The organism is Chryseobacterium sp. T16E-39 (assembly GCF_002216065.1).
Lineage (GTDB): Bacteria > Bacteroidota > Bacteroidia > Flavobacteriales > Weeksellaceae > Chryseobacterium.
The window spans coordinates 2,110,468-2,133,236 of record NZ_CP022282.1 but is presented as its reverse complement, the minus strand read 5'-3'; the positions used below and the strand labels follow the sequence as shown (position 1 = coordinate 2,133,236).

Sequence of the window (22,769 nt, the reverse complement as noted above, 5' to 3'; positions counted from 1 at the left end):
TATGAAATGATACAATACATTTTACATTAATTACAACTAAATGTATAATAACTAATAATGAACTTCTCTTCGAAAAAACTTACAATTAATGCTTTGTCGGCAGTTATGCAAGTTGTATTTACAGCTTTGTTGTACTTTTTTTTGTATAAATATTTATTAGTTGCAGTTGGAGTTAAGCAATTGGGAGTATGGTCCCTTATTTTATCATTTTCTTCTATTGCTAATTTAGCCAATTTGGGATTGACTTCCGGATTGGTAAAATTTGTTGCAGAATATCTTTTAGAAGATGACGAGACTAAACTTGGAAAACTGATATTTACATCAATTTTATCAATGCTGGTCTTGTTTGGACTTTTAAGTTTAATTATTTTATCCTTTGCAAGGTTTTTCTTGGTATATGTTATAGATAAAAGTTTTTTGAATGTTGCATTAGAGATACTTCCATATTCGCTGGCTTCTTTATGTATTAATGCTGTTGGTGGTGTGTTTACTTCTGTCTTAGAGGGACATCAAAAAAATTATATTCGAAATTTCATATATATAGCTTCAGGAGTTGTTATGTTTGGAGGTACAGTATTATTAACACCTTATTATCACCTCAAGGGAGTTGCAATTGTTCAGCTTTTGCAATCTGTCTTTATTTTTATTGTTGCGCTGATATGTACTGTAAAAATCAATCCTAATAATAGAATCCGTTTTTGGAAGTGGAGTTCAAAATCATTTAAAGAATTATTTAATTATGGCTATAAGTTTCAACTTGTATCAATAAGCCAGCTTTTATATGAACCTGCTACAAAACTTTTATTGAGTAAATATGGAGGACTTGCACTTCTAGGACATTATGAGATGGCCACCAAAGCTGTGAATCAGTTTAGAGCCTTATTAACCAATGCCAATCAAGTAGTAGTTCCTGTGGTTGCCGAAAAAGCAAAGATTGGAGGATCTTCTTTCTTGCAGAATTTCTATATTAAGATGAATCGTATTCTATTTTTGTTTAATTTACCTTTATCAACGATCTTATTTATAGCAACGCCTTTTATATCTTTATTGTGGCTTGGTGATTATAATAATGATTTTATTTTTTCGATGCTTGTCTTAGTAGCTTCTACCTTTGTGAACGTTATGTGTGGGCCTGCTTATTTTAGCTCAATGGGGGAAGGTAGATTAAATGTATTGGTTATTGTCCATATTGGTATGGCTGTTATTAATATTGTTTTAGGTATGATTCTAGGGAGATATGCCGGGGGATATGGTATTATTATCGCTTGGGGGATTGCTCTGTCTGTGGGATCGGTTGTAGTTATTGTTAATTATAATAAATCTTTAAAAATTAGATTCTTAGAAGTATTTCAAAAAGAAGAAATTAAATTATTCTTTTTGAGTATATTGATTATTGCGATTAATGTTTTTTCCAATCAATTAATTTCTCCTGAAAAAAATATTTTAAAGATAATTATAGGTGTACTTTCACTTTTTTTATACTTCCCTGTTGTTTTGAAAAATGAAAACGTCAGGCAATTAATTTCACTAACAAAAAAGTAAAAAGGTATGTTTGATAGATCTTATTTACAAAATCCCTTTTCTGAGTATTTGAAATGGCTGATTACAAAAATAAAATACCAGTCTAAATATAAGTATCTTCGAATTGGCTATATGTCAAAATTATTCAGTACTACTTTTGGCAAATATAACTGGATCGGCAATAATGTAATTATCATAAATTCTTCAATTGATGATTTTTCATATATTTCTGATGGTTCAGTAATAAGCGAAACCAAGATGGGAAAGTTCTGTTCTATTGGACCAAATGTTAGGATAGCCCCAGGAAAACATCCTACACATACTTTTGTAAGTACTCATCCGGCAATATATTCAAATCCAGAATATTGTCTTAAGAATTTTCAGACTAAAGACCATCATAATCCTGTGAGAAATGTTTCAATAGGTAATGATGTCTGGATTTGTGCTAATGTTATTATAGCAGATGGTGTAAATGTTGGGGACGGTGCCATAATTGGTTCTAATTCTGTAGTAACTTCTGATGTAGAACCTTATACGATTGTGGGAGGTATTCCTGCGAGGGTGATCCGAAAAAGATTTAAAGAAGAGCAAATTGATGTTTTAAATAAATCTAAATGGTGGGATAGAGATATTGATTGGATTGAAAAGAATTCAAGTATTTTCCTGAATATTGATGACTTTTATAAAAACCTAAAATCATAAAACAATGTCTCAAATATTGAAGATAATTGATATAATGAGTTTTAAATGGCATAGGTTTAAAACTGTTTTTTTATATAGTTTTTTCTTTCAAAAAATAGGAAAACATTGTATTTTAATAAATCCTTTGTTGATTACACCCGAATCAATAATATTGGGAGATAATGTTTTTATCGGCTGGAGAGCAAGGATAGAAGGAGTTAAACAATATCAATCCAAAAAATTTACTCCTAAGGTCACTCTTAATTCAGGAGTTTCTATTCAACAGAATTTGCATCTTACCTGCGCAGAGTCGATAGAAATAGGGAGAAATACGGCAATTGCGGCTAACGTATCAATAACAGATATTCATCACCCTTATGATGATATAAATATTCCAATAGAACATCAGAACATAAAAACGAATCCTGTTTTTATTGGTGATGACTGTAAAATTTATAATAACTCTGTTATTCTGCCAGGGACAAAGATTGGAAAGCACTGTACTATTGGTGCAAACAGTGTTGTATCCGGACAATTTGCTGATTACTGTGTTATTGTTGGTTCACCAGCTAAAATTATAAAACGCTATTCATTTGAGAAACAGGCATGGTTAAAAACTGATGCTAAAGGAAATTTTACTGAAATATGAAAAATGTATTGATTACAGGTGGAGCAGGTTTTATCGGCTCTAATATTGCACTTAAACTAATAGACAAAGGATGGAATATAACGGTTTTGGATAATCTTTCACCTCAGATTCATGGTGACGATCCCAAAACTACTTCTCCACTGTATAAAAGTATCAGTAATAAAGTTAATTTTATTCAGGGATCTGTTACATCAAAAGAAGATTGGGTTAATGCAATCAAAGATCAGGATGCAATTATACATTTAGCCGCTGAAACAGGAACCGGTCAATCAATGTATGAAATCCAAAAGTATATTGAAGTCAATATTGGAGGTACTGCATTGATGTTGGATATACTTGCAAATAATACCCATCAAGTAAAAAAAGTTGTAGTTGCTGCTTCAAGGGCTATTTATGGAGAAGGAAAATACAATTGTTCAGAACACGGAATAGTGTATCCAATTGAAAGATTAGACGAAGACATGGCAAAAGGAGATTTCTTATGCAAATGTCCAATATGCTTCGAAACAGTAGATATACTTGCAACAACCGAAGACAGTAAGATACATCCGACATCTGTATATGGCATCACTAAGCAGAACCAAGAGCAACTTGTGTTAACAGTTTGTAAGTCGATAGGAATTGCCGCAGTAGGATTTAGATACCAAAATGTATATGGGCCTGGTCAGTCCTTGTCTAATCCTTACACTGGAATATTGTCTATCTTTTCTACACGCATTAAAAATGGAAATGAGATCAATATTTTTGAAGATGGAAAAGAAACAAGAGACTTTGTATTTATTGAAGACGTAGCAGATGCAACGATAGTAGGATTGGAGAAGGATGAAGCTAACGATCAGGTATATAATGTAGGGACAGGTGTTGCAACAGACGTGATCACAGTTGCTGAGACACTTTCAAAGTTCTATGGACGTGAGATACCAATAAAAATTTCCGGAAACTACAGATTAGGTGATATAAGGCATAATTTTGCCGATATTTCTAAAATAAAAAAAGAGTTGGGTTTTGAGCCCAAATGGGACTTTGATAAAGGTATTCAAGCTTTTACAAATTGGGTTAATGAGCAGGAAATTCCTGAAGATAAATATGAATTATCTATTGAGGAAATGAAAAATAAAGGACTCTACAAATGATTGGGAAAATAGGAATAGTCACAGTTTTATACAATAGTGAGCTCGTCCTCGAAGAGTTTTTCAGAACATTGGGAGAGCAAACCTATACTAACTTCATACTATATGTCGTAGATAATCTTTCCCCTGATGGTTCTCTAGAAGTAAGCAAGCAATTATCTGAAAAATATCAATATAATACTGTCATCATTGAAAATGATGCAAACTATGGTGTAGCGAAAGGCAATAATATAGGGATTAGGAGAGCTATAGCAGATGGCTGTGATTTGGTATTGCTTTCTAATAATGATATTGCACTTAAAAATGATGCTATTGAAAAGTTATCCGCAGGTTTGTATAAATATGATGCAGATATGGCTGTGCCGAAAATTTATTTTTACAGAACAAAAAAAATATGGGCAGCAGGAGGAGGTTATAATAAACGAAATGGGCTTACCGTACAGTATGGACAGGAGGAAGAGGATAAAGGACAGTTTGATACTGATAAAAAGATCATATATGCACCTACTTGTTTTATGCTTATAAGAAAAGAGGTATTCAGCAGTGTAGGATTAATGGATGAGAATTATTTTGTTTATTATGATGATACTGATTTTGTTTACAGAGCACTTAATAAGCATCAAAAGGAATTGTGGTATATTTCAGATTCTGTGATAGATCATAATGAATCTAGTTCAACCGGGAAAATGAGTGATTTTTCAGTAAGGTTTTTATGGCGAAATCTGGTTTATTTTTCTTTAAAAAATTATAATCCTTTTTATGCATTGTATGTTACAGTTTATAATTTTTTGTATATTCTTATCATGTTGTATTTTAGATATCCCAAAAAACAGTGGTTGATAGCATTAAGAGCATATAAAGAGGGATTCAGTTTATATCTAAATAAAAGACCTGCTGGATAATCGACTAGAATATGATATTTAAAAAATAGAGGAAAAGTTACTTTTTTTTTGCTTCTTTTAAATATTATTTCAACTTAATATTAGAATACGGAGTGTATGCATTTATTTATATTTGCAGTTAAAAAAAATCAAAAAGTATGATGTTTTATGGAACCAACCTTTAGCTATATATATTCAATACCATATATTATTCTTTTTTTGATTTACTTTGTTCTTTTCTTATGGGAAAATAAACTAAGAAAAGACGGAAGCGATATTAAAATTGTCAGGTACTTAGGTATGCTGGTTTTTTTTATTTTCTTTGGATTTAGAGGATATCTTGATACCGATTTTGCCGTTTATTATCCTTTGTATGAAAGTGCCCCGACGCTTTCAGATAGCCGTGGGGTAGCACAATTTTTTTCGAGCGTAAATGAAGACTATCTTCTAAAAGTAGAACCAGGTTTTAAAGTGCTTTTAATTTTACTGAAAAGCGTTACTCCCGATTACTTTTTCCTTCAGATAATATCATCACTCATAGATGTTTTATTTCTTAATTATTTTTTCAGAAAATATTCTCCTCAATACATATTGGGTTTTATTATGTTTTTTATTTTCTCTGGATTGATTATAGAGATTAATCTGATGAGAAACTCTAAAGCGATCTTTCTTTTTATATATTCTTTAAAATTTATTAAAGAAAGAAATGCGGCTAAATATTTTATATGTAATGGGATAGGGTTACTTTTTCACACATCAGCTATCTTTTATTTTCCACTTTACTTTTTTCTGCATAAGAAATTTTTACCGGCTTTCGTGTGGGGAACTTTTATTCTTGGAAATATTTTGTACTTGGGACAGATAAAGTTTATAACACCTATAGTTTTGGCATTAGGAAATTTATTTGGAGGATTCTATTCTATCATGGCAGAGGCATATTCCAAAAGTAGCTTATATAGCAGTGGTTATGGTATTACAATAGGGTATATAGAGAAGTTTTTAACTTTCGTTCTTTTTTATTCAGCATATGATAAAATAGGAAATTTTATAAAAGATGAAAAGATGCTCAATATTTTCTTCAACCTGCTTTTCCTTTTTACAACAACCTATTTGTTTTTGTCTGAATATTCTGTATTAATTGACAGAATGACAACGCTTTTTGCTGTCTCTTATTGGATATTGTATCCTTATTTCTATGCTACATTAGAACGTCTGTTTAAAACAATTTTTACGGTTGTATTATTATTGTTTGGAATTCTAAAAATGTATAAGTCCAATAATTTCATTATCAGAAGGTATGAGAATATATTATGGGATAAGCCTTCTATAAGCAGAGCATATTTTATCTTTAATAAACATATGGACAAAATCCTTAATCCAAAAAAGTAACGATTAAAAACCAGATTCTATAATGAAAGTTGCTTTCTTATCCACATTTGCTTTGGATGCTAATGTTTCTCTGATCAATGCACTTGGTAAAAAATGTGATGTTTATTTCTTTACAGAAGCACTTTATGAGATTTATAATTTTTTAGATAAGGAAAAATTAACAAAAACAATTTCCAAAGGTACAGAAGTAGAGGAGTTATTACGATTTCGGGAATTGATTTCTTTAGACAAAACATTCGTTGTAAAAGGAACACGTAATGCCAATTTTATTAAGAAGCTTTATATTTCATATAAAATCAATCAGTATATAAAAAAAATTAATCCGGATGTCATTGTTATCGACAACTATATGCTAACCTATTTTTTTTCGACACTGTCGTACAGAAAAAAAATGTTGCTCATTGTACACGATCCATTTTTACATTCCGGGGAAAATTTCATCATTGATAAATATTTGAGAAAGTTTCATTTCAGTGTCATTGATCATAAGATGTTGTTGAATGAAAATCAGAAGGATGACTTTATAAAATATTATAAACAAAAACCAGCTAATATTCATACCTCTTTTTTAAGTGTGTATGATTATCTGAGATATTATCAAACAGACAAGGGATCTAGATCTCAATTTAACATATTGTTTTTTGGTAGGATATCACCCTATAAAGGGATTAAGTTTCTATTAGATGCTTTTGTAGAGATTATATCGACCCAAAAATTTCATGATATGACTCTTACAATTGCTGGAGGCGGAAATTTTGACTTCGATATTGAAGTATACAGGCAATATCCGGAAATAAAGATCCTTAATGAGTATATTTATCCTGAAAATCTGGCTAATCTTATTTCTAATGCCTCTGTAGTAGTTTGTCCATATACAGATGCTACACAAAGTGGTGTTATTATGTCTGCCTATGCATTTAAAAAACCTGTTATTGCTACAAATGTAGGAGGTTTGCCAGAGATGGTTAAAGATAAAGAAACGGGACTTATAATTGAACCCAGGAGTTCCAAAGCAATTGTTGATGCTATACTAGAGCTGTACAGTAATAGAAGTTTGCTAGAACAAATGTCTCAGCATATTGAGGAAATATATTTTTCAGGAGAAAAAGGATGGGAAAGCTCAGCAGATAAGTTTGTGGACACATTTGAAAAAATACAAAAGAAATGAAAATAAGTATATGTTTGGCTACTTATAATGGCGAAAAATTTATATTTGAACAAATTGATTCGATTTTGAATCAAATCGGACAACATGATGAAATAATTGTTTCTGATGATGGATCTACTGATAAGACATTGGAAATCATTAGAAATATAAACGACGATAGAATAAAAATATTAATTAATAAAGGAGAACGTGGTTATACTCCTAATTTTCAAAATGCATTAAAAGAGGCGAGCGGTGATATTATCTTTATTTCAGATCAGGATGATGTTTGGCTGCCGGGTAAATATGATGTGATGGTCGAAAATTTGAAAACCAATGATCTGGTTGTTACAAATTCAATGGTGACAGATGAGGTTTTGAATGTTACTAATCAATCTTTTTTTACAATATATAACTCGGGTACAGGTATAATAAAAAATATAGTTTGCAGCACATATTATGGGTGCTGTATGGCTTTTACCAAAAGGATTTTAAATTACTCTATGCCATTTCCAAAAAATAAAGAAGTTTCAATAGATTTATGGATAGGGCTGGTAGCAGAAGTTGTAGGTAAAGTAAAATTTATAGAAAAGCCTTATTTACTTTACAGGAGATCAGACAATACCGTTACTCAGCTCGGAAGTTTATTATCCAGAAGTGACAGACCTTTCCATATGAAGATTTATAAAAGGATGGTTACCTTATTCGCAGTATCAAAGCTGGCGGTTAAGTATAAATTATCGAAGAAAATGTAAATTAGCAAGACTAATCCTTTACAATAAGATACATGAAAGTAATTGATGCCTTTAAAATAAAGATAATCCCTATAATTATCCTTTTTATTTCTTTAATTCTTGTTAAATGTCAAAGGACTAAAGATTCTGTAATTGTAGAGATTGATTTCAGTAAAAAGGTGAGTAATGTAAAATCTATGTCTGGTTTTCTTCACTATGATAATATCAGAATGCTTCAAAATGATATTATTGCTTTGCAACCCAAATATTGGAGAATAGGATGGTCTTATAAATCAGTTGATGATATAGAGTATTTAAGAAGTTTTGGTATTACCCCCATTTTAGTCTTATCTGATATGTATGGTTATCCGGGCAAAAAAAATAATAAAGAATGGTCTCATCCCTTATATACAGACCGACTTAAAACAGTAATCAATGCTGAGTATAAAAAATTCAATAACAAGGTAATCTATGATATATGGAATGAGCCTTTTCATCAAGGGGGATTTGGAGATTTTGATACTGAAGAATATTACAAAATATTTAAAAAGGCTCATGATATGATCAGGTCTTTGCCTGCAGGGGAGCAAGCTTTAATTACAGGACCGTCCTTTGATCGCTATAACGAAAAAGAAATGGAGGGATTCTTAAGTTTTTGTAATAAAAATAATATAAGAGTTGACATACTAAGTTGGCATGAATTGAGGGACGGTGAGTATTATAAAGATTTTAATAAGGATGTGGAAAGATTGAGAAAAAATATTCTTCCTAAATATCCGAAGGTTGGAGTAAAGAAAATTATTCTCAATGAAATAATCAATCAATATTCGCAATTTTCTCCTTCAGAAGTATTGCAGGTATTTAAATATTTGGAAAATAATAATATAGATGGTGCTTGCAAAGCGTGTTGGGCAGAGAGTGATGGAGTTTTTAACTGTAATAATTCAATGAATGGATTATTGGATAAAAACGGAAAACCGAGATCTGTATGGTGGGCATATAAGATCTATAATCAAAGTACTAAAGGGACCAGGGTAAAGGATATCACAAATTATGATCAAACATCTGTATTTGCCTCTTATGATAATAAAGGACAGTATATTATTTTGAATAATAATAGCGGAAACAGAATTGTAAATGCTAAAGTTATATTGAAGAATTTAAAAGCTCCGGATACAAAAAATAAAAATTTTAATTTAACTGTATCTGAAATTCCTAATACCAATGAACTGCCGTTAGAAAATATGGTTTTTAATCAAAAACAAAAGATTGTAGTCAATAAAAATGAGACAACCATTACCATCCCGAGTATGAACCCTAAAACAGTATATTATCTGTCTATCTCAAAATAAAACACGAAGTTCAATTATTAAAAAATAGATCACAGTATATCAAAAAATATAATGAGTTTGGAAAAGAAGATTAAGATCGTTCAATTTGTGGAAGCTTTTGGAGGAGGAGTTTATACCTATGTAAAAGATTTAAGCAACTTTTTGGCAACCCATCAGTCTGATATGAACTGTGATATTCATTTGATATATAGTCCCAACCGGGTTGAATTGGATAAAGAATTATTTGATAAAGAAATACATCCTGATATTTATCTTCATGAACTAGATATGCAGCGTCCGATCAATTTGAAAAAGGATTACACGGTAATCAGAGAGACCCGTAAAATCCTTAAAAAGATAAAACCAGATATAATTCATCTTCATTCTGCAAAAGCAGGTGTAATAGGCAGACTAGCCTGCCAGGGATTTGTATCTAAAAAAAATATTTATTATTCTCCTCACGGATTTTCCTTTGTTCAGCAGAATATTTCAAAAACGAAGGTTTTATTTTTTAAAATTATAGAGTATCTAATGCCTTTTCTATTCGGAGGAACTACAGTGGCGTCTGGGAATACAGAATATGAGATGGCAAAGAAAATCGGGAAAACAACTCTTATTAGAAATGGAGTTGATTTTGAACTGCCCCAAAAAGTATATTCTCCAGTATCTAACGAACGTTTTACAGTAGGAACGGTTGGGAGATTAACAGCACAAAAAAATCCAAAAGCTTTTAATGAGATTGCCTCTAAGTTGCCAAATGTTAATTTCGTGTGGATCGGAAATGGGGAGCTAATTGATGATATAACTTCGGAAAACATTACCGTTACAGGTTGGATAAGAACAAGAGAAGAATTATTACAGAAATTAAACACTCTTGATCTGTATTTACAGGTATCTTTATGGGAAGGCCTTCCAATTGCTATTCTAGAAGCTATGGCAGTTAGAAAGCCTCTTCTGGTGAGTAATGTAATGGGAAATAAAGATACAGTTGATAACGGTTATAATGGCTATGTTTACAATACAACAGAAGAAGCAGTAGATAAAATTAAGCTGTTTTTTGACAAAAAAAAGAAAATCGAAATGGGCGATAATTCATTTGAAAAAGCCTTTAAGGAATATAACAAAAATAATAATTTTTTAAATCTGATTAATCTTTATAAAAGGGTTATTAAATAAAAACTACTTTTATGTAGCATTAATCTTTATATTTGTGCGCTTTTTAAGCGTGTACTTATAAAACAAAATGATAAGCTTTGTAATAGAAGCCGACACAACTATGAAAATAAAAGAAACACCACTTAGGGACTGCTACATCATAGAACCCACTCTTTTTGAAGATGAAAGAGGATATTTTTACGAAAAATTCAATGAGAAGAAATTCGAAGAATTAACAGATATGAATGGGCATTTCGTTCAGGACAATATCTCGAAATCAACTTATGGAGTTCTTAGAGGTTTGCATTTGCAAAGAGGAGAAAAGGCCCAGGCAAAATTAGTTTCATGTTTGGAAGGGAAAGTTCTGGACGTAGCTGTTGATTTAAGACAAGATTCACCAACATTTGGAAAATGGTTTTCTATTGAACTAACAGAGGAAAATAAAGTACAATTATATGTTCCAAGAGGTTTTGGACATGGATTTTCGGTTCTTAGCGAGACTGCTGTATTTTCTTATAAATGTGATAATTTTTATGATAAGGAATCAGAAGGTGGAGTTCTTTGGAATGATTTAGAACTTAATATTGATTGGCAGCTTCCCTTACAAGATGTAATACTCTCAGAAAAAGATAAAGTACTGCCTGCATTTTCTTCAAAATTTTTTTAATTCATTGAAATCTCTATAAAATTAATTAAATTACTGATTTATCAAGGAAAATTGAATAACCATTGCCGAATTTATGCTAGTTTCTTTTTTTAAATATTTACGTGGGATTTTTTTGATAGGAGATTATATTATTATCAATGGTCTTTTTATTTTAGGGAAACTGTATTTTTTTGAGTTTGATGAAAGAAGTTTTGCACAGGATTTTAAAGTCCAGTTTATTCTTTTGAATGTGTCCTGGTTTGTCATTACAATGATAACTAAGCCCTATAAAAGTTTGAAAATTATGGAGTCTTCATTGCATTTTAATGCATTGACAAAATCTTTCGCTTTATTAGTAGGGGCTTCATTACTTTACTTATATCTTATTTTTTCTGTGAAGATTGACTATAAAAATGTGATAATTTATTTTTTATTAGTTGGTTTTTGTATGACTCTTACCAGATTTCTTTTATTCCTGTACAGAAAAAAGAACAGGGTTAAATTAGGACGAAAATTATATTCCTTTAATACAGTGCTTATTGGAGAGAATAAATTGTCAACATCATTATTATCAAATAAAGATCTAAGAAGATTTATGGGATTAAGAGGTGTGTACGCACCCATCGAGACAGAAACCAAAAACAGATATTTAGGTGAAATAGATCAGTTATTTGAAGACTTAGAAAATACCAAAATCAACAGTATCATTTTTTGCGATGACAGAATTGATGTTGATTTATATAAAAAAATCGTGGAGGTGGCAGAACACAAAATGATTAGAATCTATATGGTTCCCGATTTTAAATATGCCAATTTGGGACCCTATTATTTTGATGTGATTCACGAAATTCCATTTTTAAAATTAATTAGAGAGCCATTATCTAATCATAAAAAAGAAATTTTAAAAAGAACATTTGACATTGGATTTTCATTATTTGTAATTGTTTTTTTATTATCCTGGTTAGTGCCGATTGTTGCATTAATAATTAAATTAGAAAGTAATGATTCAGTGTTCTTTTTACAAAAAAGGTCTGGACTTAATAATGTACCATTTAACTGCATCAAGTTTCGAAGCATGACTATTAATACAAATGCTGACTTACAAATTGCAAAAAAGAATGATCCAAGGGTTACTAAATTTGGAGCTTTCATGAGGAAAACAAGCATTGACGAATTACCTCAGTTCATTAATGTTTTTTTAGGCAATATGTCTATTGTGGGTCCAAGACCTCACATGATGTCCCAAACAGACATGTACTCCAAGATTACAAAAAAATATATGACACGGCATATTGTAAAACCTGGAATTACCGGATGGGCACAAGTGATGGGTTCGAGAGGAGAGATATTTTCTCACCGGGATATGGAGAAACGAATTGAAAAAGATATTTGGTATATTCAGAATTGGTCCTTTTTTTTAGATATTAAAATCATTTTTCTGACGCTGTATAATATTTTAAAAGGGGACGAACAAGCTTACTAATTATCGTTGTCAATAAAAATAAATATATAAGAGAGTTGTAAGTACTTCTTTATTAACTGCCTTTCCTATTTAATAAGTACTATTATTATTTCGTATCTTTGCAAACTCAAAATCAAAAAGATGCGCACAAAATCTATAGGTAAAAAGAAAATCAATATCGTAACCCTGGGTTGCTCTAAGAATGTATACGACTCAGAAGTTTTGATGAGTCAGCTTAAAGCAAATGGTAAAGAAGTTGTACACGAAGATAGAGGGGATATTGTTGTTATCAATACCTGTGGTTTTATCGATAATGCAAAAGAAGAATCTATTAATACAATCCTTGATTACGTAGATGCTAAGAATAGAGGTGAGGTAGAGAAAGTTTTTGTGACCGGATGCCTCTCTGAAAGGTATAAACCTGACTTGGTAAGAGAAATTCCTGATGTTGATCAATATTTTGGAACCAGAGATTTGCCTATCCTGCTGAAACATTTGGGTGCTGATTATAAGCATGAACTTGTTGGTGAAAGGCTGACAACTACTCCTAAACATTATGCATACCTTAAAATATCTGAAGGATGTGACAGACCATGTTCTTTTTGTGCAATTCCATTAATGAGAGGAGGGCATGTTTCTACACCTATCGAAAAATTGGTTCGTGAAGCTGAGAAATTAGCTAAGGTCGGAACGAAAGAATTGATATTAATTGCACAGGACCTTACTTATTATGGATTGGATATCTATAAAAAGCGTGCACTTGGAGAGCTTTTAAAAGAATTGGTGAAAGTAGAAGGTATCGAATGGATTCGACTTCATTATGCTTTCCCAAGTGGTTTTCCTGAGGATGTTTTAGATATTATTCGGGAAGAGCCTAAAGTTTGTAATTATATTGATATTCCTCTTCAACATATTAATTCTGATTTACTAAAATCGATGAAAAGAGGAACTACACATGAAAAAACGGATGCTCTTTTAGCAAAATTCAGAGAGAAGGTGCCAGATATGGCTATAAGAACCACTTTAATTGTAGGATATCCCGGAGAAACAGAAGAGAGATTTCAGGAATTGAAAGATTGGGTGAAAGAGCAAAGGTTTGACAGATTAGGTTGTTTTACCTATTCTCATGAAGAAAATACAACAGCACATGTTTTAGAAGATGATATCCCTCAGGAAGTAAAGGAGGCAAGAGTAGAAGAAATTATGGAACTTCAGTCTCAAATTTCGTGGGAGAAAAATCAGGAAAGAATAGGAGAAGTGTATAAGTGTGTGTTTGACAGAAAAGAAGGGAATTATTTTGTAGGGAGAACAGAGTACGATTCTCCGGATGTTGATAATACAGTTTTGGTTTCCGCAGAAAATACTTACATCTCAATTGGAGAATTTGCGATGGTAAAAATAACCTCAGCAGAAGAATTTGACCTATATGGAGAATTAATTTGATAAAAAATACGAAAAAAATATTTTTTTTTATGATAATGGTGTATAATCGAAAGATTTTACACCATTGTTTTTAATGAATAGAGCGTTGTTAAGTTTTTAATGCAATTTTATTCGTTTCATTTATTTTAATGTAATTTTTACAAATATTTGATTTATAGATTGTTATATGTTGTAGATTAGGTTGGTTTTTCCTTGCTTAACGAAGATATTGTGAATTTTAAATAATTAAATCTTAACTTTGTCAAAAGAATAATTTTGTAATCAATCTCTCTTAGTAGATGAGAAGTAAATATAAAATATGAGCAGTCCCGGTTCTTATTTTAGTAATTTACTAAGATCAGGTTGGGATTTGTACAATTGTGTATAAATGGAAATTATCGATAATAAAAAAGCAATTTAAAATTCAAATGTTTATGAAAAAAAAATTATTGACAACAGTAATGTTGATTTCTTTGGCTATAGTTTCAAAAGCCCAACAAAAAGGAGTTGGTATTAATACTACCAAACCGGAAGCAACGCTTGATATTGTAGCGAATACTACAGATAGAAGCATGCCGGATGCTGTTTTAATCCCAAGAATGACTGCTACTGAATTAGCAAACAAGGATGCAGCTTATACAGCAGCCCAAAATGGAGCTCTTGTTTTTGTTATCTCTGGTAGAGGAAACAGCGGAGGGAAAACAGAAAAGGTAACAGGAACTGGTTTTTATTACTATGATGAGCCTACCTCAAAATGGGTTGCGTTAGCTAGTGGAGGAACGGTAGCTCCAACTGCATTTAGATTGAATTTAGCTCAACCTGCTTCTACTGCATATGATTGGTCAAATTCTGATTTTGATTTTTGGGAGTTTACCTCGGGATCTCAATTAACCTTACCAACTCCATCTTCTTACAGTGGTCGAACAATTTACATAAGAAATCAGGTTGGGGGGACGCTGCAGTTTTCGGGAACTGATGGAGTGGGTACTCCAAAAGGAATTGCCTCTATAACAGGTTCAGCGGCGATTCAAATACATAGTAATGGTACAACATGGTATCTCGTTGCAGGTAGAAATTAAAAACATAAATAAAAACATAAAACAAGATGAAAAATATTTTATTAAGTGTAACTGGCTGTTTTTTATTATTTCTAAGCAGTAACATCAATGCGCAGCTTCTTAGCAATGGAAACATAACTTCGGGATTGGCTGACACAAATTATTTTATGGACGCAAGTAATTTTGAGGGTTTAGCAAACAAAAGCTATGGAAGAGGTTTAGGATTCCCAAGAACCGATTTAACCAGTTTTGTATTCAATAAAGCTACAGCGAGTGATGAAGTGGTTGTTTCTGATTTTGATGGGATGGTAGTGTATAATAGTGCAACAGGAAATACTACAGCAGGACAAGGTGTAACAACAGCTGTAGTACCTGGTTTTTACTACTTTTCAAATCCTGGAAATCCTGGAAATATTACAAACGGTAAGTGGATAGCAATTGGAGGAAACTCTGGAGGTAGTTCAGACAAAATTAATATAACAAGCAATGAAACTGCCACACATACCTTAATTAACAATGCCCAGGTTTATGCTGTAAAGGGAACATTTGCAGCCAGCGGTACTTCGACTAATGTTGATATTCCTTCACCAGCTGGTATGAAGGGCATGTATGGAATTACAATTTATAAAGCAGGCTCAAACACAGTCTATTCTAGAGATTTATATTCATACACATTAGGAACTGCAAATGGAAATGCAGTGACTGGATCTCAGAGTATGTCTGTTGTGTACCCAGCCGGAACTTATGATTATGTTCTCGAATATTTGAAGTAACAGATATTTCTTATTTACTAATTATATAGAACCAATGAAATTTTTCATTGGTTTTTTGATTGATTTCACTGTAATTTACGGATTTTTAAGTGATTGTTTATCAGTGTTTTATGATCATTATCGCGGTGTGACGAAATGAGTAACGTTAATTATCTTAACTTTTAAGCCTTAATTTTAACACTTTTTAACAGTGCTTTGTAAAAGCCCTGTTGGCAGAGGGTTACAGACATCGTTAACTTTGAATTGGGTTTTAGTTAACACTTTTTAACATTTCGGCTATGGTCTTAAAGAGATTCATGATACATTTGCCAAGTCAAAACCAATAAAATTCAAAATGATGAAAAGATTCATTCTCGTAATCATAATGATGATTTCAGCCTTTGGTATTTATTCTTTCAAGAATAATGCCACAGATGCGAAAAAAACAAGTTATGCATCGTTCTACCACGATAAGTTTAATGGTAGGAAAACCGCAAACGGAGAAATTTTTGATAACTCAAAATTCACCGCTGCAAATAGAACGCTTCCTTTTGGGACTAAAATTAGAGTTACCAATTTAAGCAATGGAAAAGAGGTTACAGTGAGGATAAATGATAGAGGACCTTTCCATTCAGCAAGAGCACTAGATATTTCTAGAGCCGCGTTCGATGAAATCGGAAATACCAATCTTGGTACCATTCCGGTGGAATATGAAATTGTCGATTAAATTTATGATTTATTAAATTTTAAAGCCAACTGATTCAGTTGGCTTTTTCTTTTTATATATCTAATTCTACTAAGGCAGGACAATGGTCGGAATGTACAGCCTCTTTTAAGATAACAGCTCTTGAAAGCTTTTCTTTCAATGCGTACGAAGTGAAGTTATAATCTAGCCTCCAACCTTTGTTATTAGCCCTTGAATTTTGTCTATAGCTCCACCATGTATAATTATTAGGTTCATTATTAAAGAATCTGAAGCTGTCAATTAATTCGCACTCTTCTATGAAATTACTCATCCATTCACGTTCTATAGGCAAGAATCCTGAAACATTTTTCAAACGGATCGGATCATGGATATCAATAGCCTGATGACAGATATTAAAATCCCCGGAAATAATAAGGTTAGGAATTTCTTTTTTAAGGGCTTTAATATAGTTCAGGAAATCTTGACAGAACTGCATTTTAAAATCAAGCCTTTCTATATTTGATGCAGAAGGAACATACACTGAAATTACAGAGTAACCATCAAAATCAGCACGTATGATTCTTCCTTCATTATCATAGCTTTCTATTCCACAACCATACTCTACGTGATTAGGTTTTGTTTTGGAAGCTATTCCAACGCCACTATAGCCTTTTCTTAGCGCAGAGTGCCAGTAACTATGGTAGCCTTGTTTTTGAAGACTATCGATGTCTATTTGGTCGTTTCCAGCTTTACTCTCCTGAATACAAATGATATCAGGGTCTGCAATCTTCAACCAACCTAGGAAATCCTTCGTAAAAGCGGCTCTAATCCCATTGACATTGTAAGTGATTAATTTCATAAACAAAAATAAATTTCTCAAATGTAGCGAAATAAAAAAGTCAGCTTTGAATTTCAAAACTGACTTCTATCATTTAATAATGAATTTTATTTTTTAAAGACTGTTTTCCCGTCTTTTGTAAGCTCTATTTCTTCACCTTTTCCTCTTAATTCATAATGATCATTCTTATACCAGATTCCTGATGCTGGTTTTTGTCCCTGCAATTCAATTGTTTCCTTATTAAATACTACTGTTGCTGTATTTTTGGTGTTATTGAAAGTCATTTCCAATGTTTTTCCACTACTGTCTTTTGAAGTGCTTTTTACAATTTCATCTTTATTAGGCGAAACAGTAGCTGAATCCGAAGGCTTTGAAGAAAGTGTATCTACAGTAGCAGATGAAGTATCTGCTGCATTCTTTTCTTTTGTACATGACGTCAAAAATAATGCTACTAATGCAGTAGCAACGAAAATGTTTCTTTTCATAATATTATACTTATATGTGTATTTCTTAGTATACAAAATGAGTGCCTCAATAAAAAAAGGCGGAGAAAATCAATTGATTTTTTCCGCCTTGAACCCCAATTAATTACTATTAAAAAAACTATTTGGGTTCTAAAATACTGATAGGAATAATACATTCTTCCAGTGATATTCCTCCATGTTGGTAAGTTTCTTTATAATAGTTTACAAAGTGATTGTAATTTTTTGGATAAGCCAGGAAAATATTATTTTTCGCAAAAATATATTTTGAACTTAGATTCCCTTTAGGTAAAAATAATTTTTCCGGATTTGTAATGGCCCATACATCTCTGTCATCGTATGTTAAGCTTTTTCCTGTCTTATAACGGATATTTGTTGAGGTTTCCCTATCACCAACCACTTTGCTTGGTCTTTTAACGTAAACAGTTCCATGATCTGTAGTAATTGCTAATTTATAGCCATTTTCAGCTGCTAATTTAATGATCTTCAGAATAGAAGAGTTTTCAAACCAATTGTATGTAAGGGATCTGAAAGTTTTATCATCCCGAATCAACTGATCCACAATGTGGTTGTCAGTTTTTGCATGGGATAGAATATCAATGAAATTATAAACAATTACTAATAGGTCATTATTTTTATGTTGATTGAAGTCATCATAAATCTTTCTCTCGAAATCTGCATTTAAAACTTTTAGATATTTCATTGATTTAGAACCTAAACCGATTCTCTTCATTTGATCTTCAAGAAAATCACGCTCAAACTCGTTTTTATTACCTTCTTCATTATCATTAAACCATTTATCCGGAAAACGTTTTTCTATTTCGGAAGGTAAAAGGCCGGCAAAGAAAGAATTTCTTGCATATTGTGTAGCTGTCGGTAAGATACTGTAATAATAGTCTTCAGAAACCTTATTGTAATATTTGGTAAATAAAGGCTCTACCACTTTCCATTGATCATACCTTAGATTGTCTACCATAAGTAATAGAACTTTACTTTTTTCTACCTCAGGTTTTACTTTATCTTTGAAAAGAGTATGACTCATTGCTGGTTTATCACTTCCATTAAGCCATTCTTCGTAATTGTTTTCAATAAACTTAGCAAATTGGATATTAGCTTCTTCTTTTTGAGATTGTAAAAGATCTGCAAATTCGTTATCTGTTACCTTATCGAATTTAATTTCCCAGTTTAGGATTTTCTTATAGTATTCTGCCCATTGCTGGTAAGATTTTAAATAAGAAAGCTCCATAGAAAGATTTCTAAATTCTTGTTGGTACTGTAGAATGGTTTTCTGTTCAACCAAATTCTCCTCCTGTAGGTTTTTCTTCAGGGATAAAAGAATTTGATTAGGGTTTACCGGTTTAAGAATATAATCCGCAATTTGGGAGCCAATTGCCTCTTCCATAATGTGCTCTTCTTCACTTTTGGTAACCATCACTATTTTTAAAGAATTATCTCTTTCTTTTATCATAGGAATGGCTTCCAATCCGGAAATACCCGGCATATTTTCATCAATGAGTGTCAATGCAAATTTTTCGGAATCTATCAACTCTAACGCTTCATTTACATTATTAACTGGGGTTACATGATAACCCTTTTTTTCTAAAAATACAATATGAGGTTTAAGTAAATCTATTTCATCATCTATCCATAATATTTTTTCCGACATAATATTTATTTTTTACATGGTTATCGTATCAAAAGTGCGACCAAATCACTATTAAAATCTGTCAAAACAAACAGTTAAAAAGTTAAATTATAGTTAAATGAAAATCAATTATTCTCTTTTGGTTGAATATTTCATTTAATGGCCATTCTTAACGTATTCTAAAGCTCTTTCTAAGACCTCGTCTTTTCCTTGTTTTATTCCTTTTAAAGTTGGTTTTATAATAATATCCGGAATAATTCCAATTCTTTGAGTTTCTCTCTGATCAGGATAGTAAGCTCCAAGACCAGAAAAGCTGGTTTCCAGGCCAGCAATTTTAAACCGGATCACATCCCCATTGGCTCCGGAAGTATTGCTTCCTATTATTTTTGCCCGAGGATGTTGCTTAAACATCATTGTGGTAGTTTCAGCTTGGCTTTGGGTATTCTCATCTACCAAAACTACTACATTTCCTTTATAATAATCATCATTTTTTCTTCCAATACTATTTTTTCTGCTGTAAAAAAGACCGGGATAGGTAGTTTCAGGAAAATTGAACTGATAATATATACTTGTTTTAGGAAGGAGTAACAAACTTAATGGCCTTATCGTTTGTCTGGGATAGTTTCTTAAATCGAAGATAATGGATTCAGTTGTTTTTAAATTTTGATACATTTCATTCAAATCTTCTTTTTCTATAATCTCCATATTGACATATCCGATTTTTTTTTCTGCATCATAAAATTGCCATTTTTCAGGAGTTGCCTTCTTGTCGTAAATAATATCTTTTAGAAGATAGGTTTTTGCTTTTAAGACTATATTTTGTTCATCCCTTTCTAATTTGATCTCTATGCTATCCCTATTGGAAAAAAGAAAAAGGTTTTTTACTTTCTTTATTTTTCCCCATGTATTTGATGCAGGAATGTATTTTGAAAAGGCATTGACCATTTGTGGAATCGTTTTCCCGTTGATGTCGTAGATGATATCTCCTTCTTTCAAAATGGATTCTTCTTTATACTTATTGGAATTCACTTTTGTGACGATAAGTTTTCCTTCTGCGTAAGAATATTCTACAGGAATTTTTCTACGTCCGTATTGGTTTAAGCTGATTAATGGTGAAAACAGGAAGGCGTGAGAATCATCAGTTTTTGTAACGAGTTCTGCTAATGTCAAATGATAATGTACATCATTATCTATGGTAAGGAATTTGGGAATCATTTCTTCTAAAACATCATTCCAGTTTTGATCTGTTTCATATTTATAAGGAAAGAAGTATTCAACAAAATTCCAATATCTGAATAATTCTAAAAGCGCAATCGAATTTGAAGTGAAACTTGAGCCCAGAGAATCATCATTTCTGAAAAATATTTTTCTTCCACCTGTTCCAAAGTAGTAGGGAGTGCCAATGTACCGATTCTCTTCAATGAATTGAAGTTTTTTAATCACATCTGATGTGAAAATATTTTTGTCTTTACTCCAATCTAGATTGAGATTTTTACGGAAGTACACTTTATTATTGTCCAGTGTACATAAAGTACATTTTTCAACGGTTCCAAGATTATTGAGCCATCGGGAATATAAAAAATTGAGCTGACTTTTAGTATGGACTGTTTTTAGCTCATCTATTTTCTGAATCAACTGTTGATCCCAATCAAATTTACCATTGGCTACATTGGGATGGTAATATTTTAAAAATCCCCATACTTTACACAGAGATTCCAGTTTTTGGTTTTCGGAAATTGTTTGGGCAGAAAAAGTGGAGGTGCTTAAAAATAATAAAGCTAAAATACAAAGCGCTCGCATTACACTTGTCATTAATTATAATTTCAAAGATATAAATCTATACTTTATGATCTATTATTTGTGAAAATAAAACCTAAGATTAAATTTCCCTAACTTTGTTTACTAATACTTCAGTTTTTCAAATGCAAAATAAGCTTAAAATTATCAACGATCCCGTTCACGGATTTATCAAGATTCCACACGAAATTTTATTTGATATTATTGAACATCCCTATTTTCAGAGATTAAGAAGGATTTCTCAAACGGGACTTCTTAATTTAATTTTTCCCGGAGCTACCCATACGAGATTTCATCATGCTATTGGAGCCATGCATTTGATGTTCACTGCTCTTGAAACTTTAAAGCAAAAAGGGGTTAAAATATCAGATGAAGAAGAAAAAGGAGCAATGTTGGCAATTTTAATGCATGATATTGGTCATGGTCCTTTTTCCCATGCATTAGAGAATATGCTAATGGATGACTGGCATCATGAAAACTTGTCACTTTTGCTAATGAATAGGTTAAATGAAAAATTTGATGGTCAGCTATCCGTTGCAATTGAAATGTTTCAGGGGAAGTATCATAGAAAGTTTTTTAATCAGCTCATCTCTTCTCAATTGGATGTTGACCGTTTAGATTACTTAAAAAGAGATAGTTTTTTTACGGGAGTTTCTGAAGGGAATATTAATACACAAAGGATCATCTCTATGATGAATGTTTGTGAGGAAGGCGAATTGGTGATCGATGCTAAAGGAATTTATTCGATTGAGAATTTTTTGACTGCAAGGATGTTTATGTATTGGCAGGTTTATTACCATAAAACATCAGCTTTAGCCGAATTTATATTAGTTAAGATTCTGGAAAGAGCAAAATATTTAGTTTCCCAGGGAATAGATTTACCTGCTACTGAAAACTTGAAATATTTTTTAAACAGAGAAAAAGGTGAGGCTACAGATGAAGATGTTGAAAGATTTACTCAATTGGACGATAATGATGTAATTCAAGCCATGAAATTATGGCAAAAGTCTGATGATTTTATACTGGCATATTGGTGTAAATGTGTGATTAAGAGAGAGCTTCCTAAAACCATCATCTCATCACATCCTTTTGAAAAAACTTTTGTTGAGGAAAAAATAAAAAATACTAACGAGCTTTTTGAAATTGATAACGGAGCCGAGTTAGTTCACGAGATTAAGAGAAAACTTCTGCCTTACAATACAAAAATGCAACCCATTTACCTATTGCAGAAAAATGGTGAAAAAATACGACTGGATGAGTCTGAGGATCAGCTTCTATCGGGGTTAATTGTAAACAAGACGACCCGGTATATTTTAACATTTCCCAGAGATTTTTCTAAAATAATTTCTTAAATAATATTAAAA

At 31.8% G+C, this 22,769-nt stretch carries 21 protein-coding genes; 17 read left to right on the top strand and 4 right to left on the bottom strand.

The genetic code is table 11. The features are described from left to right. Window positions 1-57: 57 nt before the first annotated feature. The 16 genes from CEY12_RS09675 to CEY12_RS09600 all read left to right on the top strand — a co-directional run bounded on the left by CEY12_RS09675 (window position 58) and on the right by CEY12_RS09600 (window position 16,685). Entirely contained in the window at window positions 58-1,542 is a 1,485-nt protein-coding gene (locus CEY12_RS09675; RefSeq protein WP_089027503.1) for a lipopolysaccharide biosynthesis protein, read from the top strand. A 111-nt stretch (window positions 1,543-1,653) separates the two neighbouring features. Then, window positions 1,654-2,223, top strand: a complete 570-nt coding sequence (locus tag CEY12_RS09670) for a CatB-related O-acetyltransferase (RefSeq protein ID WP_157676795.1) — start codon at window positions 1,654-1,656, stop codon at window positions 2,221-2,223. Window positions 2,224-2,350: 127 nt separating this feature from the next. Then, window positions 2,351-2,851, top strand: coding sequence for an acyltransferase (locus tag CEY12_RS09665; protein ID WP_172821025.1), 501 nt, complete (start codon window positions 2,351-2,353; stop codon window positions 2,849-2,851). Then, entirely contained in the window at window positions 2,848-3,984 is a 1,137-nt protein-coding gene (locus tag CEY12_RS09660; RefSeq protein ID WP_089027500.1) for an NAD-dependent epimerase/dehydratase family protein, read from the top strand. Before CEY12_RS09665 ends, CEY12_RS09660 begins: the two co-directional genes overlap by 4 nt. Beyond that, window positions 3,981-4,883: a glycosyltransferase family 2 protein gene (locus CEY12_RS09655; protein WP_089027499.1), complete on the top strand. Its 903-nt coding sequence runs from the start codon at window positions 3,981-3,983 to the stop codon at window positions 4,881-4,883. Before CEY12_RS09660 ends, CEY12_RS09655 begins: the two co-directional genes overlap by 4 nt. A 147-nt stretch (window positions 4,884-5,030) precedes the next feature. Continuing rightward, complete coding sequence (locus CEY12_RS09650; RefSeq protein ID WP_089027498.1) at window positions 5,031-6,251, top strand: EpsG family protein; 1,221 nt, start codon at window positions 5,031-5,033, stop codon at window positions 6,249-6,251. Window positions 6,252-6,273: 22 nt separating this feature from the next. Then, complete coding sequence (locus CEY12_RS09645) at window positions 6,274-7,419, top strand: glycosyltransferase family 4 protein (RefSeq protein ID WP_089027497.1); 1,146 nt, start codon at window positions 6,274-6,276, stop codon at window positions 7,417-7,419. Then, on the top strand, window positions 7,416-8,153 hold the full coding sequence (locus CEY12_RS09640) for a glycosyltransferase (protein WP_089027496.1): 738 nt from the start codon (window positions 7,416-7,418) through the stop codon (window positions 8,151-8,153). Before CEY12_RS09645 ends, CEY12_RS09640 begins: the two co-directional genes overlap by 4 nt. Before the next feature lie 32 nt (window positions 8,154-8,185). Continuing rightward, the gene (locus CEY12_RS09635) at window positions 8,186-9,484 is read left to right on the top strand and encodes a GH39 family glycosyl hydrolase (RefSeq protein WP_089027495.1); all 1,299 of its coding nucleotides are present in this window, start codon (window positions 8,186-8,188) and stop codon (window positions 9,482-9,484) included. Between the two features lie 57 nt (window positions 9,485-9,541). Next, window positions 9,542-10,639 (top strand): glycosyltransferase, encoded by a 1,098-nt coding sequence (locus tag CEY12_RS09630; RefSeq protein WP_172821024.1) that lies wholly within the window; start codon window positions 9,542-9,544, stop codon window positions 10,637-10,639. 100 nt (window positions 10,640-10,739) lie between these two features. Next, a complete protein-coding gene (gene rfbC, locus CEY12_RS09625; RefSeq protein ID WP_089027493.1) occupies window positions 10,740-11,285 on the top strand; it encodes a dTDP-4-dehydrorhamnose 3,5-epimerase in 546 nt (181 codons plus the stop codon). Between the two features lie 73 nt (window positions 11,286-11,358). Beyond that, window positions 11,359-12,747, top strand: a complete 1,389-nt coding sequence (locus CEY12_RS09620; protein WP_089027492.1) for an exopolysaccharide biosynthesis polyprenyl glycosylphosphotransferase — start codon at window positions 11,359-11,361, stop codon at window positions 12,745-12,747. A gap of 120 nt (window positions 12,748-12,867) precedes the next feature. Further along, entirely contained in the window at window positions 12,868-14,169 is a 1,302-nt protein-coding gene (rimO, locus tag CEY12_RS09615; protein WP_089027491.1) for a 30S ribosomal protein S12 methylthiotransferase RimO, read from the top strand. Window positions 14,170-14,582: 413 nt separating this feature from the next. Next, entirely contained in the window at window positions 14,583-15,227 is a 645-nt protein-coding gene (locus CEY12_RS09610; protein WP_089027490.1) for a hypothetical protein, read from the top strand. A gap of 26 nt (window positions 15,228-15,253) precedes the next feature. After that, entirely contained in the window at window positions 15,254-15,979 is a 726-nt protein-coding gene (locus CEY12_RS09605; RefSeq protein ID WP_089027489.1) for a hypothetical protein, read from the top strand. Between the two features lie 334 nt (window positions 15,980-16,313). Further along, window positions 16,314-16,685: a septal ring lytic transglycosylase RlpA family protein gene (locus CEY12_RS09600; RefSeq protein WP_089027488.1), complete on the top strand. Its 372-nt coding sequence runs from the start codon at window positions 16,314-16,316 to the stop codon at window positions 16,683-16,685. A gap of 52 nt (window positions 16,686-16,737) precedes the next feature. Here CEY12_RS09600 and CEY12_RS09595 read toward each other — a convergent pair whose 3' ends face one another. The 4 genes from CEY12_RS09595 to CEY12_RS09580 all read right to left on the bottom strand — a co-directional run bounded on the left by CEY12_RS09595 (window position 16,738) and on the right by CEY12_RS09580 (window position 21,420). Beyond that, a complete protein-coding gene (locus CEY12_RS09595; RefSeq protein WP_089027487.1) occupies window positions 16,738-17,502 on the bottom strand; it encodes an exodeoxyribonuclease III in 765 nt (254 codons plus the stop codon). 86 nt (window positions 17,503-17,588) lie between these two features. Next, window positions 17,589-17,966: an MliC family protein gene (locus tag CEY12_RS09590; protein ID WP_089027486.1), complete on the bottom strand. Its 378-nt coding sequence runs from the start codon at window positions 17,964-17,966 to the stop codon at window positions 17,589-17,591. A gap of 118 nt (window positions 17,967-18,084) precedes the next feature. Further along, a complete protein-coding gene (locus CEY12_RS09585; RefSeq protein WP_089027485.1) occupies window positions 18,085-19,629 on the bottom strand; it encodes a bifunctional response regulator/alkaline phosphatase family protein in 1,545 nt (514 codons plus the stop codon). 135 nt (window positions 19,630-19,764) lie between these two features. Further along, window positions 19,765-21,420: a S41 family peptidase gene (locus CEY12_RS09580; protein ID WP_089027484.1), complete on the bottom strand. Its 1,656-nt coding sequence runs from the start codon at window positions 21,418-21,420 to the stop codon at window positions 19,765-19,767. Between the two features lie 110 nt (window positions 21,421-21,530). Here CEY12_RS09580 and CEY12_RS09575 point away from each other — a divergent pair, with 110 nt between their 5' ends. Next, window positions 21,531-22,757, top strand: a complete 1,227-nt coding sequence (locus tag CEY12_RS09575) for an HD domain-containing protein (protein WP_089027483.1) — start codon at window positions 21,531-21,533, stop codon at window positions 22,755-22,757. The last annotated feature ends 12 nt before the right edge of the window (window positions 22,758-22,769 follow it).

What these genes read in the sequence shown, in the direction of transcription:
- CEY12_RS09675 (WP_089027503.1), top strand. Translation starts at nt 58, where the DNA reads ATGAACTTCTCTTCGAAAAAACTTACAATTAATGCTTTGTCGGCAGTT.
- CEY12_RS09670 (WP_157676795.1), top strand. Translation starts at nt 1,654, where the DNA reads ATGTCAAAATTATTCAGTACTACTTTTGGCAAATATAACTGGATCGGC.
- CEY12_RS09660 (WP_089027500.1), top strand. Translation starts at nt 2,848, where the DNA reads ATGAAAAATGTATTGATTACAGGTGGAGCAGGTTTTATCGGCTCTAAT.
- CEY12_RS09655 (WP_089027499.1), top strand. Translation starts at nt 3,981, where the DNA reads ATGATTGGGAAAATAGGAATAGTCACAGTTTTATACAATAGTGAGCTC.
- CEY12_RS09650 (WP_089027498.1), top strand. Translation starts at nt 5,031, where the DNA reads ATGGAACCAACCTTTAGCTATATATATTCAATACCATATATTATTCTT.
- CEY12_RS09645 (WP_089027497.1), top strand. Translation starts at nt 6,274, where the DNA reads ATGAAAGTTGCTTTCTTATCCACATTTGCTTTGGATGCTAATGTTTCT.
- CEY12_RS09640 (WP_089027496.1), top strand. Translation starts at nt 7,416, where the DNA reads ATGAAAATAAGTATATGTTTGGCTACTTATAATGGCGAAAAATTTATA.
- CEY12_RS09635 (WP_089027495.1), top strand. Translation starts at nt 8,186, where the DNA reads ATGAAAGTAATTGATGCCTTTAAAATAAAGATAATCCCTATAATTATC.
- rfbC (WP_089027493.1), top strand. Translation starts at nt 10,740, where the DNA reads ATGAAAATAAAAGAAACACCACTTAGGGACTGCTACATCATAGAACCC.
- CEY12_RS09620 (WP_089027492.1), top strand. Translation starts at nt 11,359, where the DNA reads ATGCTAGTTTCTTTTTTTAAATATTTACGTGGGATTTTTTTGATAGGA.
- rimO (WP_089027491.1), top strand. Translation starts at nt 12,868, where the DNA reads ATGCGCACAAAATCTATAGGTAAAAAGAAAATCAATATCGTAACCCTG.
- CEY12_RS09610 (WP_089027490.1), top strand. Translation starts at nt 14,583, where the DNA reads ATGAAAAAAAAATTATTGACAACAGTAATGTTGATTTCTTTGGCTATA.
- CEY12_RS09605 (WP_089027489.1), top strand. Translation starts at nt 15,254, where the DNA reads ATGAAAAATATTTTATTAAGTGTAACTGGCTGTTTTTTATTATTTCTA.
- CEY12_RS09600 (WP_089027488.1), top strand. Translation starts at nt 16,314, where the DNA reads ATGATGAAAAGATTCATTCTCGTAATCATAATGATGATTTCAGCCTTT.
- CEY12_RS09595 (WP_089027487.1), bottom strand. Translation starts at nt 17,502, where the DNA reads ATGAAATTAATCACTTACAATGTCAATGGGATTAGAGCCGCTTTTACG.
- CEY12_RS09590 (WP_089027486.1), bottom strand. Translation starts at nt 17,966, where the DNA reads ATGAAAAGAAACATTTTCGTTGCTACTGCATTAGTAGCATTATTTTTG.
- CEY12_RS09585 (WP_089027485.1), bottom strand. Translation starts at nt 19,629, where the DNA reads ATGTCGGAAAAAATATTATGGATAGATGATGAAATAGATTTACTTAAA.
- CEY12_RS09580 (WP_089027484.1), bottom strand. Translation starts at nt 21,420, where the DNA reads ATGACAAGTGTAATGCGAGCGCTTTGTATTTTAGCTTTATTATTTTTA.
- CEY12_RS09575 (WP_089027483.1), top strand. Translation starts at nt 21,531, where the DNA reads ATGCAAAATAAGCTTAAAATTATCAACGATCCCGTTCACGGATTTATC.